Genomic DNA, 15000 nt, shown 5'->3' with positions numbered 1-15000 from the left:
TGCGCGTCGCGGTGCTGATCTTCGGTCGTTCCACCCCGGTCGAGCTGGAATTCGGACAGGTCGAGAAGGCTTAAGGGCGAGAAGATAGTTGAGAGGAGTGAAAAGTGAGAGGGGGCAAGCTTTCTCTCGCTTCTCACTCCTCTCGCCTCACTCCTAGGTCCTTCGGCATGGGGCTTGCTTAAAAGTTGATCACTCCTTAAACTACGCGGTTCACGCCGGGGTCTTTCGACTCGGCGTGTCCGTGTTTCGGAGTCCGCAGGGATCGGCGGGCTCACCATCATCCAGGGAACGATGTACGGCGAGGAGCCGCAAGGCGCCTGAACTCGCGAGGAAAATCCAATGGCAAAGAAAGTCGTCGGTTATATCAAGCTGCAGGTCAAGGCCGGCCAGGCCAACCCGTCGCCGCCGGTCGGTCCAGCGCTGGGTCAGCGCGGCCTGAACATCATGGAGTTCTGCAAGGCGTTCAATGCCGCCACGCAGAAGCTGGAGCCGGGTCTGCCGATCCCGACCATCATCACGGCGTACTCCGACCGCAGCTTCACGTTCATCACCAAGACCCCGCCCGCCACCGTGCTGATCAAGAAGGTCACCGGCGTCGCCAAGGGTTCGTCCAAGCCCAACACCGACAAGGTGGGCAAGATCACCCGCAAGCAGCTCGAAGACGTTGCGAAGCAGAAGGAGCCGGATCTGACGGCTGCCGATCTGGACGCCGCGGTGCGCACCATTGCCGGTAGCGCCCGCAGCATGGGCCTTGTGGTGGAGGGTTAAGACATGGCAAAGCTCACGAAGCGTATGAAGGCCGCCCAGGCGGCGGTGCAGCCGGGCAAGATCTACGGCCTGGACGAGGCGCTGAAGATCGTCAAGGACAACGCCAAGGCCAAGTTCGCCGAGTCGGTGGACGTGGCCGTGCGCCTCGGCATCGACGCGAAGAAGTCGGACCAGGGCGTGCGCGGCTCCTCGCTGCTGCCGCACGGCACCGGCAAGACCATCAAGGTGGCCGTGTTCGTCCCGGCCGGCGAGAAGGCCGAGGCGGCCAAGGCCGCCGGCGCCGATGCCGTCGGCATGGAAGACCTGGCCGAGCGCATGCAGGCCGGTGACCTCGACTTCGGTCGCGTGATCGCCACCCCGGACGCGATGCGCGTGGTCGGCAAGCTGGGCCAGGTGCTCGGCCCGCGCGGCCTGATGCCGAACCCGAAGGACGGCTCGGTCACCGCCGACGTCGCCACCGCGGTGAAGAACGCCAAGGCCGGCCAGGTGAAGTTCCGCAACGACAAGGCGGGCATCATCCACGCCACCATCGGCAAGGCTTCGTTCGAGGCGGCGCAGCTGGCCGACAACCTCAACGCCCTGATCGGCGACCTGCTCAAGGCCAAGCCGAGCACGGCGAAGGGCCAGTACCTGCAGAAGGTCGCGCTGTCCAGCACGATGGGCATCGGCGTGACCGTCGATACCTCGTCGCTGAGCATCTCGGCGAAGTAAGAAGACAAAGCCCCGCGCGGCGCCATGCCGCGCGGGCACGTTTTTGAGGGCAGTCCCGGCCGCAGGCCGGAGCCGCCGTCAAAGACCGCAGGCGCGATCAGCGCGCGACGACGACGAGCAGGGAGCTCGTAACTGGCATGGAAACGCCGTCGCCGCCAGCGGGATCGCTTAATCGGATTCCTGGCGAATCCGGCCTGCGTAGATGGTGCTGCCCCTTCTGGAATCGTTCGATCCATTCTGGAAAGGCCACCACCCGGGGCACCGAGTGTCCCCGACGTCACGGACGGCGTCGCTCAGGACCGCAAGCGGCAGGAGCCGTAAGCGGAGTTCTATTTAGGAGGAGTGATATGGCTCTGAATCTCTCGCAGAAGCAGGAAGTAGTCGCCGAGCTGGCAGAAGTCGCCGCGAAGGCGCACTCCTTGGTCGCTGCCGAGTATGCGGGCACCACGGTCGAACAGATGACCGCGATGCGCAAGAAGGCCCGCGAATCCGGCGTGTTCCTGAAAGTCGTCAAGAACACGCTCGCTTCGCGCGCCGTGGCGGGCACCGAGTTCGAGGTCGTCAAGGACGCCCTGACCGGTCCGCTGCTGTACGCATTCTCGACCGAGGAACCCGGTGCTGCCGGGCGCCTGATCAAGGAATTCGCCAAGGGCAACGACAAGCTGAAGGCGAAAATCGTCTCGGTGGAAGGCAAGTTGCTGCCGGCCGCGCACGTCGACGTGCTGGCCTCGCTGCCGACCCGCGAACAGGCGCTGGCCATGCTGGCCCGCGTGCTGGCCGAGCCGGCCACGATGTTCGCCCGCGTCGTCAAGGCCGTGGCCGACAAGCAGGGCGGTGGCGAAGTCGCCGCCGAAGCCCCGGCCGAAGTCGAGCCCGCCTAAGTTCGCCGTCTACTCAAATCGAATCAATTTCCAGAGGTAAATCAAAATGTCCCTGACCAACGAACAGATCGTTGAAGCCGTCGCCGCCAAGTCGCTGATGGAAGTGATGGACCTGGTGAAGGCCATCGAAGAGAAGTTCGGCGTGACCGCCGCCGCCCCGGTGATGGTTGCCGCCGGCCCGGCCGCCGCCGGCCCGGCTGCCGAGGAGCAGACCGAGTTCGACGTGATCCTGAAGAGCGCCGGCGACAAGAAGGTCGACGTGATCAAGGCCGTCCGCGCCATCACCGGCCTGGGCCTGAAGGAAGCGAAGGACCTGACCGAGGCCGGTGGCGTCGTGAAGGAAGCCGCCTCGAAGGACGACGCTGCGAAGTTCAAGAAGGACCTCGAAGCTGCCGGCGCCACGGTCGAACTGAAGTAATCGGCGCCCTTGCGCGCCATCAGTTTGATCCAGCGTCAAGCAAGCCTGGGGGCGCAAGCCCCCGGGCTTTGCCCGTTTGAACGGGAATGGGGAATGGAGAATCGGGAATCGTAAGGGCCACCGGCCGCGCGATTCCCGATTCTCGATTCCCGCATCCCGACCCGGACGGCCATGGCCGTCCGGCAAGACCAATCTCCCTTTGCCGGTGTGTGCACCACCGGCGTCACTGCGAACCGAGGCGTCACCCACCATGACTTACTCGTTTACCGAGAAGAAGCGCATCCGCAAGGATTTCGGCAAGCGTCCGCCCGTACTGGGCGTGCCCAACCTGCTGACCATCCAGACCGACTCCTACCGGGAGTTCCTGCAGGAGCACGTCGCTCCCAAGAAGCGCGAGGACAAGGGTCTGCATGCCGCGTTGAAATCGGTGTTCCCGATTTCCAGCTATTCGGGCAACGCGGCCCTCGAGTACGTGGACTACCGCCTGGGCGAGCCCGCGTTCGACGAGCGCGAGTGCCGCAACCGCAGCATGACCTTCGGCGCACCGCTGCGCGTGACCGTGCGCCTGGTGATCTACGACAAGGACAGCCCGGCCTCGAAGAAGGCGGTGAAGTACGTCAAGGAGCAGGAGGTCTACATGGGCGAGATCCCGCTCATGACCGACACCGGCACCTTCATCATCAACGGCACCGAGCGCGTGATCGTCTCGCAGCTGCACCGCTCGCCGGGCGTGTTCTTCGACCACGACCGCGGCAAGACGCACAGCTCGGGCAAGCTCTTGTTCTCCGCCCGCGTGATTCCCTACCGCGGCTCGTGGCTGGACTTCGAGTTCGACCCGAAGGACGCGCTGTTCACCCGCATCGACCGCCGCCGCAAGCTGCCGGTGACGGTGCTGCTGCGCGCGCTCGGCTACACCAACGAGGAGATGCTGGGCATCTTCTTCGAGCACAACGTGTTCCACCTGGGCAAGAAGGGCGGCACCACGCTCGAGCTGGTCGCCGAGCGCCTGCGCGGCGAAACGCTCACCTTCGACCTGATGGTCGGCGGCAAGGTGCTGGTCGAGGCCGGCAAGCGCATCACCGCGCGCCACGTGCGCCAGCTCGCGGCCGAGAACATCTCCGCGCTGGAAGTGCCGGACGACTACCCGGTCGGCCGCATCGTGGCCACCGACATCGTCGACGCCAAGACCGGCGAGCTGCTGGCCAACGCCAACGACGAGATCACCGCCGAGCAGCTGGAGAACTTCCGCAAGGCCGGCATCGAGACGGTGCCGACGCTGTACGTCAACGATCTCGACCGCGGCGCCTACATCTCGCACACCCTGCGCATCGACAACACCAAGACGCAGCTCGAGGCGCTGGTGGAGATCTACCGCATGATGCGCCCGGGCGAGCCGCCGACCAAGGACGCCGCGCAGAACCTGTTCTTCAACCTGTTCTTCACCTTCGACCGCTACGACCTGTCGTCGGTGGGCCGGATGAAGTTCAACCGCCGCGTGGGCCGCCAGGAGATCCTCGGCCCGGGCGTGCTGTACGACTACAAGTACTTCGCCGACCGCAAGGAAGAAGTCGCGCAGGAGCTGGTCAAGGCGCAGGGCGAAAGCTCCGACATCCTCGACGTGCTCAAGGTGCTGATCGACATCAAGAACGGCCACGGCACGGTGGACGACATCGACCACCTGGGCAACCGCCGCGTGCGCTCGGTCGGCGAGATGGCCGAGAACACCTTCCGCATCGGCCTGGTGCGCGTCGAGCGCGCCGTGCGCGAGCGCCTGAGCCTGGCCGAGTCCGAGGGCCTGACCCCGCAGGAACTGATCAACGCCAAGCCGGTCGCGGCGGCGGTGAAGGAGTTCTTCGGCTCCTCGCAGCTCAGCCAGTTCATGGACCAGAACAACCCGCTGTCCGAGGTGACCCACAAGCGCCGCGTGTCGGCCCTGGGGCCGGGCGGCCTGACCCGCGAGCGCGCGGGCTTCGAAGTGCGCGACGTGCACCCGACCCACTACGGCCGCGTCTGCACCATCGAGACCCCGGAAGGCCCGAACATCGGCCTGATCAACTCGCTGGCCGTGTACGCCCGCACCAACGCCTACGGCTTCCTGGAGACGCCGTACCGCAAGGTCGAGAACGGCAAGGTCACCGACAAGGTCGACTACCTGTCGGCGATCGAGGAAGGCGACCATGTGATCGCGCAGGCGAACTCGCCGCTGGACAAGCATGGCGCCTTCGTCGAGGACTTCGTGTCCTGCCGTTTCCGCGGCGAATCCGAGCTGCGCCCGGCATCCGAGGTCGGCTACATGGACGTTTCGCCGATGCAGACCGTGTCGGTCGCGGCGGCGCTGGTGCCGTTCCTGGAGCACGATGACGCGAACCGCGCGCTGATGGGCGCGAACATGCAGCGCCAGGCCGTGCCGACGCTGCGCTCGCAGACCCCGCTGGTGGGCACCGGCATCGAGCGCGCCGTGGCGCGCGACTCCGGTGTCATCACCACCGCCAAGCGCGGCGGCGTGATCGACCAGGTCGACGCGGCCCGCATCGTGGTGCGCGTGAACGAGGAAGAGATCGGCGACAACGACGCCGGCGTCGACATCTACACGCTGACCAAGTACACCCGTTCCAACCAGAACACCAACCTCAACCAGCGTCCGCTGGTGAACGTGGGCGACGTGGTGGCGAAGGGCGACACGCTGGCCGACGGCTCGTCGACCGACCTGGGCGAGCTCGCGCTCGGCCAGAACATGCTGATCGCGTTCATGCCGTGGAACGGCTACAACTTCGAAGACTCGATCCTGCTCTCCGAGCGCGTCGTGCAGGAAGACCGCTACACCTCGATCCACATCGAGGAGCTGTCCTGCATCGCGCGCGACACCAAGCTGGGCGCCGAGGAAATCACCGCCGACATCCCGAACGTGGGCGAGCAGGCGCTGGCCCGTCTCGACGAGTCCGGCATCGTCTACATCGGCGCCGAGGTGAAGGCCGGCGACATCATGGTCGGCAAGGTCACGCCGAAGGGCGAGAGCCAGCTCACGCCGGAAGAGAAGCTGCTGCGCGCGATCTTCGGCGAGAAGGCGTCCGACGTGAAGGACAGCTCGCTGCGCGTGCCGCCGGGCATGGACGGCACCGTCATCGACGTGCAGGTGTTCACCCGCGACGGCATCGAGAAGGACAAGCGCGCGCGCCAGATCGAGGAAATGGAGATCAAGCGGATCCGCAAGGATCTGGACGACCAGTTCCGCATCCTCGAGGGCGCGATCTACAACCGCATGCGCACCCAGCTCGTCGGCAAGACCGCGATGAGCGGCCCGGGTGGCCTCAAGCGCGGCGCCGAGATCACCGACGCCTACCTGGACGGCCTGAAGAAGGACGACTGGTTCAAGGTCAACGTGAAGGACGAGGAGGTCACCGAGTTCCTCGAGCGCGCCGCCGACCAGATCAAGCGCCATAAGGAAGAGTTCGACAAGCGCTTCAAGGAGAAGCAGGGCAAGATCACCCAGGGCGACGACCTCGCCCCGGGCGTGCTGAAGATGGTCAAGGTGTTCCTGGCCGTGAAGCGCCGCATCCAGCCGGGCGACAAGATGGCCGGCCGCCACGGCAACAAGGGCGTGGTGTCCAACGTGGTGCCGGTGGAAGACATGCCGTACTCCGCCGACGGCGTGCCGGTGGACATCGTGCTGAACCCGCTGGGCGTGCCCTCGCGCATGAACATCGGCCAGATCCTGGAAGTGCATCTGGGCTGGGCCGCCAAGGGCCTGGGCAAGAAGATCCAGAAGATGATCGAGGCGCAGGAGAAGGTCGCCAAGGTCCGCGAGTTCCTCGACCAGATCTACAACCACCACGTCGCCGGCGCCGTGCAGCACGTGGACCTCAAGTCGCTCACCGACGACGAGATCCGCACGCTGGCGCACAACCTGCAGGAAGGCGTGCCGATGGCGACGCCGGTGTTCGACGGCGCCGAGGAAACCGAGATCAAGGCGATGCTGAAGCTGGCGGATCTGCCCGAGTCGGGCCAGACCACGCTGTACGACGGCCGCACCGGCGAGGCGTTCGACCGCCCGGTCACCGTCGGCTACATGCACTACCTGAAGCTCAACCACCTGGTCGACGACAAGATGCACGCGCGTTCCACCGGCCCGTACTCGCTGGTCACCCAGCAGCCGCTGGGCGGCAAGGCGCAGTTCGGCGGCCAGCGCTTCGGCGAAATGGAAGTCTGGGCGCTGGAAGCCTACGGCGCGGCCTACACCCTGCAGGAAATGCTGACGGTGAAGTCCGACGACGTGCAGGGCCGCAACCAGATGTACAAGAACATCGTCGACGGCAACCACGAGATGGCGGCGGGCATGCCGGAGTCCTTCAACGTGCTGGTGAAGGAAATCCGTTCGCTCGGTATCGACATCGACCTGGAAGAGATCAAGTAACCCGCGGGTTACAGGAGCTTATGCAATGAAAGATTTGCTCAATCTGTTCAATCAGCAGCGCGCGACGCCCGACTTCGACGCGATCAAGATCGCGCTGGCCTCGCCGGAGCTGATCCGCTCGTGGTCGTTCGGCGAAGTGAAGAAGCCGGAAACCATCAACTACCGCACCTTCAAGCCGGAGCGCGACGGCCTGTTCTGCGCCGCCATCTTCGGCCCGGTGAAGGACTACGAGTGCCTGTGCGGCAAGTACAAGCGCATGAAGCACCGCGGCGTGGTCTGCGAGAAGTGCGGCACGGAAGTGACGCTGGCCAAGGTGCGCCGCGAGCGCATGGGCCACATCGAGCTGGCCAGCCCGACCGCGCACATCTGGTTCCTGAAGTCGCTGCCCTCGCGCATCGGCCTGATGCTGGACATGACCCTGCGCGACATCGAGCGCATCCTGTACTTCGAGGCCTTCGTGGTGATCGATCCGGGCCTGACCGCGCTCGAGCGTGGCCAGTTGCTCAGCGAGGACCAGTACCTCGAGGCGACCGAGGAGCACGGCGACGAGTTCGACGCCCGCATGGGCGCCGAGGCCGTCTACGAGCTGCTGAAGTCGCTCGACCTGCCGGGCGAGGTCATCCGCCTGAAGGAAGAGATCGCCTCCACCAACTCCGAGACCAAGCTCAAGCGCCTCACCAAGCGCGTCAAGCTGATCGAGGCGTTCCTGGAATCCGGCAACAAGCCGGAGTGGATGGTGATGACCGTGCTGCCGGTGCTGCCGCCGGACCTGCGTCCGCTGGTGCCGCTGGACGGCGGCCGCTTCGCCACCTCCGACCTCAACGACCTGTACCGCCGCGTCATCAACCGCAACAACCGCCTCAAGCGCCTGCTCGAGCTCAACGCGCCCGACATCATCGTGCGCAACGAGAAGCGCATGCTGCAGGAATCGGTCGACGCGCTGCTCGACAACGGCCGCCGCGGCCGTGCCATCACCGGCACCAACAAGCGCGCGCTGAAGTCGCTGGCCGACATGATCAAGGGCAAGCAGGGCCGGTTCCGCCAGAACCTGCTCGGCAAGCGCGTGGACTACTCCGGCCGCTCGGTGATCGTGGTCGGCCCGACGTTGCGCCTGCACCAGTGCGGTCTGCCCAAGAAGATGGCGCTGGAGCTGTTCAAGCCGTTCATCTTCGCCAAGCTGCAGGCCCGCGGCGAGGCCACCACCATCAAGGCCGCCAAGAAGCTCGTCGAGCGCGAGGAAGGCCAGGTGTGGGACATCCTCGAAGAGGTGATCCGCGAGCATCCGGTGCTGCTGAACCGCGCCCCGACCCTGCACCGCCTCGGCATCCAGGCGTTCGAGCCGAAGCTGATCGAAGGCAAGGCGATCCAGCTGCATCCGCTGGTGTGTACCGCGTTCAACGCCGACTTCGACGGCGACCAGATGGCCGTGCACGTGCCGCTCTCGATCGAGGCGCAGCTCGAAGCGCGCGCCCTGATGATGGCGACCAACAACATCCTGTCGCCCGCCAACGGCGAGCCGATCATCGTGCCGTCGCAGGACGTGGTGCTGGGCCTGTACTACATGACCCGCGAGCTGGTGAACGCCAAGGGCACCGGCATGGTGTTCGCCAACGTCGGCGAGGTGCGTCGCGCCTACGACAACCGCGCCGTGCAGCTGCACGCCAAGATCAAGGTCCGCATCAAGCTGACCGAGGTGGACGACGAGGGCGTCGCTTCCGAGCGCACCGCGCTGGTCGACACCACGGTCGGCCGTGCGCTGCTGCTGGAGATCATGCCGGAGGGCCTGTCGTTCGCGCTGGCCAACACCGAGCTGACCAAGAAGAACATCTCGCGCCTGATCAACGCCTGCTACCGCCGCCTCGGCCTGAAAGAGACCGTGGTGTTCGCCGACCAGCTGATGTACACCGGCTTCCGCTTCGCCACCCGCGCGGGCATCTCGATCGGCATCGACGACATGATCATCCCGGCCGAGAAGAAGCCGATCCTGGAAGAGGCCGAGAAGGAAGTGGTCGAGATCCAGGAGCAGTACCAGTCGGGCCTGGTCACCGCCGGCGAGCGCTACAACAAGGTGGTCGACATCTGGTCGCGCACCAACGAGCTGGTCGCCAAGGCGATGATCGACGGCATCGGCACCGAGAAGGTGGTCGATGCCGAGGGCAAGACGGTCAGCCAGAAGTCGATGAACTCGCTGTACATCATGGCCGACTCGGGCGCGCGCGGCTCGGTGGCGCAGATCCGCCAGCTGGCCGGCATGCGCGGCCTGATGGCGCGTCCGGACGGCTCGATCATCGAGACCCCGATCAAGGCCAACTTCCGCGAAGGCCTGAACGTGCTGCAGTACTTCAACTCCACCCACGGCGCCCGCAAGGGCCTGGCGGATACGGCGCTGAAGACGGCAAACTCCGGCTACCTCACCCGCCGCCTGGTCGACGTGGCGCAGGACGTGGTGGTCACCTCGGTCGATTGCGGCACCGAGGACGGCATCCTGATGCAGCCGATCGTGGAAGGTGGCGACGTGGTCGAGCCGCTGCGCGAGCGCGTGCTGGGCCGCGTGGTGGTCGAGGACGTCTACGCCCCCGGCGACGACGACCAGCCCATCGTCACCCGCGACACCCTGCTGGACGAGGCGCTGGTCGAGAAGCTGGACAAGGCCGGCGTGCAGTCGATCAAGGTGCGTTCGCCGATCACCTGCGAAGCCGCACACGGCGTGTGCGCGCTGTGCTACGGCCGCGACCTGGCCCGTGGCCACCTGGTCAACATGGGCGAGGCCGTGGGCGTGGTCGCCGCGCAGTCGATCGGCGAGCCGGGCACGCAGCTCACCATGCGTACCTTCCACATCGGCGGCGCGGCTTCGCGTGCGGCGGCGGTGGACAATGTTTCGGTGAAGACCACCGGCACGCTGAAGTTCAACAACCTCAAGACCGTGCAGCACAGCCAGGGCCACCTGGTTGCAGTGTCGCGTTCGGGCGAAGTGAGCGTCATCGACGCCAACGGCCGCGAGCGCGAGCGCTACAAGGTGCCCTACGGCGCCACCATCGCGGTCAAGGACGGCGAAGCCGTCAAGGCCGGCCAGACCGTGGCCAACTGGGACCCGCACACCCATCCGATCGTGTCGGAAGTGGCCGGTACGGTGCGCTTCATCGACTTCATCGATGGCATCACCGTGCAGAGCCAGACCGACGAGCTGACCGGCCTGGAGTCTGCGGTGGTCACCGATCCGAAGCGCCGCGGCACCGCGGCCAAGGATCTGCGCCCGATCGTGCGCCTGGAAGACGCCAAGGGCCGCGAGCTGAAGCTGCCGGGCACCGACGTGCCGGCGCAGTACATGCTCCCGGCCGGCGCGATCGTGTCGATCCAGAACGGCGCCACGGTGGGCGTGGGCGACGTGGTCGCGCGTATCCCGCAGGAAACGTCGAAGACCCGCGACATCACCGGCGGCCTGCCGCGCGTGGCCGACCTGTTCGAGGCGCGCAAGCCGAAGGAGCCGGCGATCCTGGCCGAGCGCTCCGGCGTGATCAGCTTCGGCAAGGACACCAAGGGCAAGCAGCGCCTGATCATCAAGGACGTGGACGGCAACGAACACGAGGAGCTGATCCCGAAGTGGCGCCAGGTCATCGTGTTCGAAGGCGAGCACGTGGAGAAGGGCGAGACCGTGGTGGACGGCGAGCCGAGCCCGCACGACATCCTGCGCCTGCTCGGCGTGGAGCCGCTGGCGGCCTACCTGGTCAAGGAGATCCAGGACGTGTACCGCCTGCAGGGCGTGAAGATCAACGACAAGCACATCGAAGCGATCATTCGCCAGATGCTGCGCAAGGTCGAGATCACCGAGCCGGGCGACAGCCACTACCTGCGCGGCGAGCAGGTCGAGCGCGTGCGCATCAACGCCGAGAACGAGCGGGCGGAGAGCAAGGGCGAGCGCCCGGCCGAGTACCAGTCGGTGCTGCTGGGCATCACCAAGGCGTCGCTGGCGACCGAGTCGTTCATCTCGGCTGCGTCGTTCCAGGAGACCACCCGCGTCCTCACCGAGGCGGCGGTCCGCGGCACGCGCGATACCTTGCGTGGCCTGAAGGAAAATGTTATTGTCGGCCGTCTCATCCCGGCAGGTACGGGTCTGGCGTACCACGCAGGGCGTCGTCGCCAGGGCGGTCTTACCGCCTCGGAGCTGGAGACACTCTCCGGTTCCTCCTCGGTCTCCTTCGCGGAAGCCCCGGTCGGTAGCGATAGTGGTGTCGAGTAAGCTCGTCCAGGGCTTCGCTCGCTGACATACGAAATGAGGCGCACGGACGCGCCTCGTGTTCGGGTCAAGGATGGCAGGGCGTCAGCTTGCCTGTGGCGGGCTGCCCATGTTAAATTCCCGCTTCTTGGCAGGCCGAGTTGGATCGGTCTGCCTTTATGTTTCTCAGGAATAGTTTCGCATGACGACAGTCAACCAGTTGGTGCGCAAGAACCGCAGCCCGAAGACGTACAAGAGCGCTTCGCCGGCACTGCAGAGCAGTCCGCAGCGTCGTGGTGTCTGCACGCGCGTGTACACGACTACCCCGAAGAAGCCGAACTCGGCGTTGCGCAAGGTCGCCAAGGTGCGCCTGACCAACGGTTACGAGGTCATCAGCTACATCGGCGGCGAAGGCCACAACCTGCAGGAGCACTCGGTGGTGCTGATCCGCGGCGGTCGCGTGAAGGACCTGCCGGGCGTGCGCTACCACACGGTGCGCGGCAGCCTCGACTGCGCGGGCGTCACCAAGCGTCGCCAGTCGCGCTCCAAGTACGGCGCCAAGCGCCCGAAGAAGTAATCCCAATTCGATGAGTGCGGCCGGCTCGACGGTCGCGAAGATAACGGACAACAAACATGTCGCGTAAAGGTTCACATCCCGCCCGTCTGGTTCTGCCGGATCCCAAGCACGGCAGCCAGCTGATCGCCCGCTTCATCAACATGGTGATGAAGAGCGGCAAGAAGTCGGTCGCCGAGAGCATCGTCTACGGCGCGCTGGCCCACCTGGGCGAAAAGAATGCCGAGCCGGTGGCTCTGGTCGAGAAGGCGCTGGGCAACATCGCCCCGGCCGTCGAGGTGAAGTCCCGCCGTGTCGGCGGCGCCACCTACCAGGTGCCGGTCGAAGTGCGTCCGGGCCGCCGCATGGCGCTGGCGATGCGCTGGGCCATCGACTCCGCCCGCAAGCGCGGCGAGACCTCGATGCCGCGCAAGCTGGCCGCCGAGCTGCTCGAGGCCTCGGAGAACCGCGGCGGCGCGATCAAGAAGCGCGAAGAGACGCACCGCATGGCCGAGGCGAACAAGGCCTTCTCGCACTACCGCTGGTAAGCGACCTGTTTCCCGCTGCCATCGACTGGCGGCGGGAAGCGGCAAGGCGGTGAAACGAACCGGCCTCGCGCCGGTTTTGACGCAAGCCGTTCCCGGGGACGGTTGAAGAACATCCCGCCTCCCGGCGGATTCTTAAATGGAAACATGGCCCGGACGGCCGTGAAAACCAGGGCATGGCAGCCCGGCAAAGGTATACACCCATGGCACGCACCACTCCCATCGAGCGCTACCGCAACTTCGGCATCATGGCCCACATCGATGCCGGCAAGACCACGACCACGGAGCGCATCCTGTTCTACACCGGCGTCTCGCACAAGATCGGCGAAGTGCACGACGGTGCGGCGACGATGGACTGGATGGAGCAGGAGCAGGAGCGCGGCATCACCATCACTTCCGCGGCCACCACGGCGTTCTGGAAGGGCATGGACCGTTCGCTGCCCGAGCACCGCTTCAACATCATCGACACCCCCGGACACGTCGACTTCACCATCGAAGTGGAGCGTTCGCTGCGCGTGCTCGACGGTGCGGTGTTCGTGCTCTGCGCCGTGGGTGGCGTGCAGCCGCAGTCCGAGACCGTCTGGCGCCAGGCCAACCGGTACAAGGTGCCGCGCCTCGCGTTCGTCAACAAGATGGACCGCACGGGTGCGAACTTCTACAAGGTCGTCGAGCAGTTGAAGTCCCGCCTCGGCGCCAATCCGATCGAGATGCAGGTGCCGATCGGCGCCGAAGACAACTTCGAGGGCGTGATCGACCTCCTCAAGATGAAGTCGATCATCTGGGACATGGAGTCCCAGGGCATGAAGTTCGAGTACCAGGACATCCCGGCGAACCTCAAGGAAAAGGCCGAGTCGGCCCGTACCGCCATGATCGAAGCCGCGGCGGAAGCCACGGAAGAGATGATGGACAAGTACCTGGGCGGCGAGGAGCTGACCGAGGCCGAGATCATCGAAGGTCTTCGCCTGCGCACCCTGCGCAGCGAGATCATTCCGGTGTTCTGCGGCACGGCGTTCAAGAACAAGGGCGTCCAGGCGATGCTCGACGCGGTCGTCAACCTGCTGCCGTCGCCGCTCGACCGTCCGCCGGTCGAGGGCATCGACGATGACGAGCAGCCGGACACCCGCGAGGCGAAGGACGATGCTCCGTTCTCGGCGCTGGCGTTCAAGATCATGACCGATCCGTTCGTCGGCGCGCTGACGTTCTTCCGTGTCTATTCGGGTACTCTGAACGCCGGCGACCAGGTGTACAACCCGGTCAAGTCGAAGAAGGAGCGCATTGGCCGCATCCTGCAGATGCACGCGAACGAGCGTCACGAGCTGAAGGAAGTCCGCGCCGGCGACATCGCCGCGGCGGTCGGCCTGAAGGACGTGACGACCGGCGATACGCTGTGCGCGCAGGATCACATCATCACCCTGGAGCGCATGTCGTTCCCGGAGCCGGTGATCTCGATGGCGGTCGAGCCGAAGACCAAGTCCGACCAGGAAAAGATGGGCATCGCCCTCGGCCGCCTGGCCGCGGAAGATCCGTCGTTCCGCGTGCGCACGGACGAAGAGTCGGGCCAGACGATCATCTCGGGCATGGGCGAGCTCCACCTGGATATCCTGGTGGACCGCATGAAGCGCGAGTTCAACGTCGAGGCCAACGTCGGCAAGCCGCAGGTGGCTTACCGCGAAACGATCCAGGCGTCGGACGTCAAGTCGGACTACAAGCATGCCAAGCAGTCGGGCGGCAAGGGCCAGTACGGCCATGTCGTGATCGAGCTGTCGCCGATCACCGATGCGGATCGTGCGGACGAGAAGCTGGCGCCGCTGATCAAGGACGACTTCCTCTTCCTCAACGAGATCACCGGCGGCGTGATTCCGAAGGAATTCATCCCGTCGGTCGAGAAGGGCCTGCGCGAGACGATCACCTCGGGCCCGCTGGCTGGCTTCCCGGTGGTGAACACGAAGGTCAAGCTCGTCTTCGGTTCGTACCACGACGTCGACTCCTCGGAAATGGCGTTCAAGCTCGCCGCCTCCATGGCGTTCAAGCAGGGCTTCGCGAAGGCGCAGCCGGTGCTGCTCGAGCCGATCATGAAGGTCGAGGTCGTCACGCCGGAAGACTACGTGGGCGACGTCATGGGCGACATCAGCCGTCGTCGCGGCATGCTGACCGGCCAGGAAGAAACGCCGTCGGGCAAGACCGTCAACGCAATGATTCCGCTTGGCGAAATGTTCGGCTACGCGACCGCGCTGCGTTCGCAGACCCAGGGCCGCGCCACGTTCACGATGGAATTCGACCATTACGAACCGGCGCCGAGCAACATCGCCGAGCAGGTCATGAAGAAGGCTTGATTGGCGCGGTCGTCCTGATCGCGAAAGCAAAAGGCGGCCGTTCGCGACCGCTCTCTTCAAAAAAAGAGCAGTGCGGCCCTGGTCGGGCCGCGTAAATCAAAAGACGCGGCCGAAGCCGCACTGACGAAAGTTCTATCTAGAGGTCTCAAGTCATGGCAAAGGGTAAG

Annotated in this window: 10 protein-coding genes (1 of these 10 running past the window's edge); all 10 read left to right on the top strand. The window is 65.5% G+C overall.

What is annotated here, in order from left to right; genetic code table 11:
• Positions 1-74, top strand: partial view of a transcription termination/antitermination protein NusG gene (gene nusG / locus ASG87_RS05035; RefSeq protein WP_056001752.1) — the final stretch only. Its footprint begins 487 nt before the window's first position; only the last 74 of its 561 coding nucleotides appear in the window; its start codon lies beyond the left edge, outside the window; its stop codon occupies positions 72-74.
• Positions 75-339: 265 nt separating this feature from the next.
• A complete protein-coding gene (rplK, locus tag ASG87_RS05030; RefSeq protein WP_056001749.1) occupies positions 340-768 on the top strand; it encodes a 50S ribosomal protein L11 in 429 nt (142 codons plus the stop codon).
• A 3-nt stretch (positions 769-771) separates the two neighbouring features.
• On the top strand, positions 772-1479 hold the full coding sequence (gene rplA, locus ASG87_RS05025; RefSeq protein ID WP_056001746.1) for a 50S ribosomal protein L1: 708 nt from the start codon (positions 772-774) through the stop codon (positions 1477-1479).
• Between the two features lie 347 nt (positions 1480-1826).
• Complete coding sequence (gene rplJ, locus ASG87_RS05020; RefSeq protein WP_056001743.1) at positions 1827-2360, top strand: 50S ribosomal protein L10; 534 nt, start codon at positions 1827-1829, stop codon at positions 2358-2360.
• A 46-nt stretch (positions 2361-2406) separates the two neighbouring features.
• Positions 2407-2778, top strand: a complete 372-nt coding sequence (gene rplL / locus ASG87_RS05015; protein WP_056001739.1) for a 50S ribosomal protein L7/L12 — start codon at positions 2407-2409, stop codon at positions 2776-2778.
• Positions 2779-3028: 250 nt separating this feature from the next.
• Positions 3029-7189 (top strand): DNA-directed RNA polymerase subunit beta, encoded by a 4161-nt coding sequence (gene rpoB / locus ASG87_RS05010; RefSeq protein WP_056001737.1) that lies wholly within the window; start codon positions 3029-3031, stop codon positions 7187-7189.
• A gap of 25 nt (positions 7190-7214) precedes the next feature.
• Positions 7215-11426, top strand: coding sequence for a DNA-directed RNA polymerase subunit beta' (gene rpoC, locus ASG87_RS05005; protein ID WP_056001734.1), 4212 nt, complete (start codon positions 7215-7217; stop codon positions 11424-11426).
• Between the two features lie 178 nt (positions 11427-11604).
• The gene (rpsL, locus tag ASG87_RS05000) at positions 11605-11979 is read left to right on the top strand and encodes a 30S ribosomal protein S12 (protein WP_056001731.1); all 375 of its coding nucleotides are present in this window, start codon (positions 11605-11607) and stop codon (positions 11977-11979) included.
• A gap of 56 nt (positions 11980-12035) precedes the next feature.
• Positions 12036-12503 carry a 30S ribosomal protein S7 gene (gene rpsG, locus ASG87_RS04995; protein ID WP_056001728.1) on the top strand — a complete coding sequence of 156 codons (468 nt, stop codon included), beginning with the start codon at positions 12036-12038 and terminating at the stop codon, positions 12501-12503.
• 200 nt (positions 12504-12703) lie between these two features.
• Positions 12704-14833, top strand: a complete 2130-nt coding sequence (fusA, locus tag ASG87_RS04990) for an elongation factor G (RefSeq protein ID WP_056001725.1) — start codon at positions 12704-12706, stop codon at positions 14831-14833.
• Positions 14834-15000 lie beyond the last annotated feature (167 nt).

Origin of the sequence: Frateuria sp. Soil773, assembly GCF_001428405.1 — a bacterium.
In the GTDB taxonomy this organism is placed as follows: Bacteria; Pseudomonadota; Gammaproteobacteria; order Xanthomonadales; family Rhodanobacteraceae; genus LMSL01.
Note: the sequence above shows the minus strand (reverse complement) of the source record. Positions and strands in the feature narration are given on the sequence as shown.

Coding starts and splice junctions, on each gene's coding strand:
- rplK (WP_056001749.1), top strand. CDS start 340: ATGGCAAAGAAAGTCGTCGGTTATATCAAGCTGCAGGTCAAGGCCGGC.
- rplA (WP_056001746.1), top strand. CDS start 772: ATGGCAAAGCTCACGAAGCGTATGAAGGCCGCCCAGGCGGCGGTGCAG.
- rplJ (WP_056001743.1), top strand. CDS start 1,827: ATGGCTCTGAATCTCTCGCAGAAGCAGGAAGTAGTCGCCGAGCTGGCA.
- rplL (WP_056001739.1), top strand. CDS start 2,407: ATGTCCCTGACCAACGAACAGATCGTTGAAGCCGTCGCCGCCAAGTCG.
- rpoB (WP_056001737.1), top strand. CDS start 3,029: ATGACTTACTCGTTTACCGAGAAGAAGCGCATCCGCAAGGATTTCGGC.
- rpoC (WP_056001734.1), top strand. CDS start 7,215: ATGAAAGATTTGCTCAATCTGTTCAATCAGCAGCGCGCGACGCCCGAC.
- rpsL (WP_056001731.1), top strand. CDS start 11,605: ATGACGACAGTCAACCAGTTGGTGCGCAAGAACCGCAGCCCGAAGACG.
- rpsG (WP_056001728.1), top strand. CDS start 12,036: ATGTCGCGTAAAGGTTCACATCCCGCCCGTCTGGTTCTGCCGGATCCC.
- fusA (WP_056001725.1), top strand. CDS start 12,704: ATGGCACGCACCACTCCCATCGAGCGCTACCGCAACTTCGGCATCATG.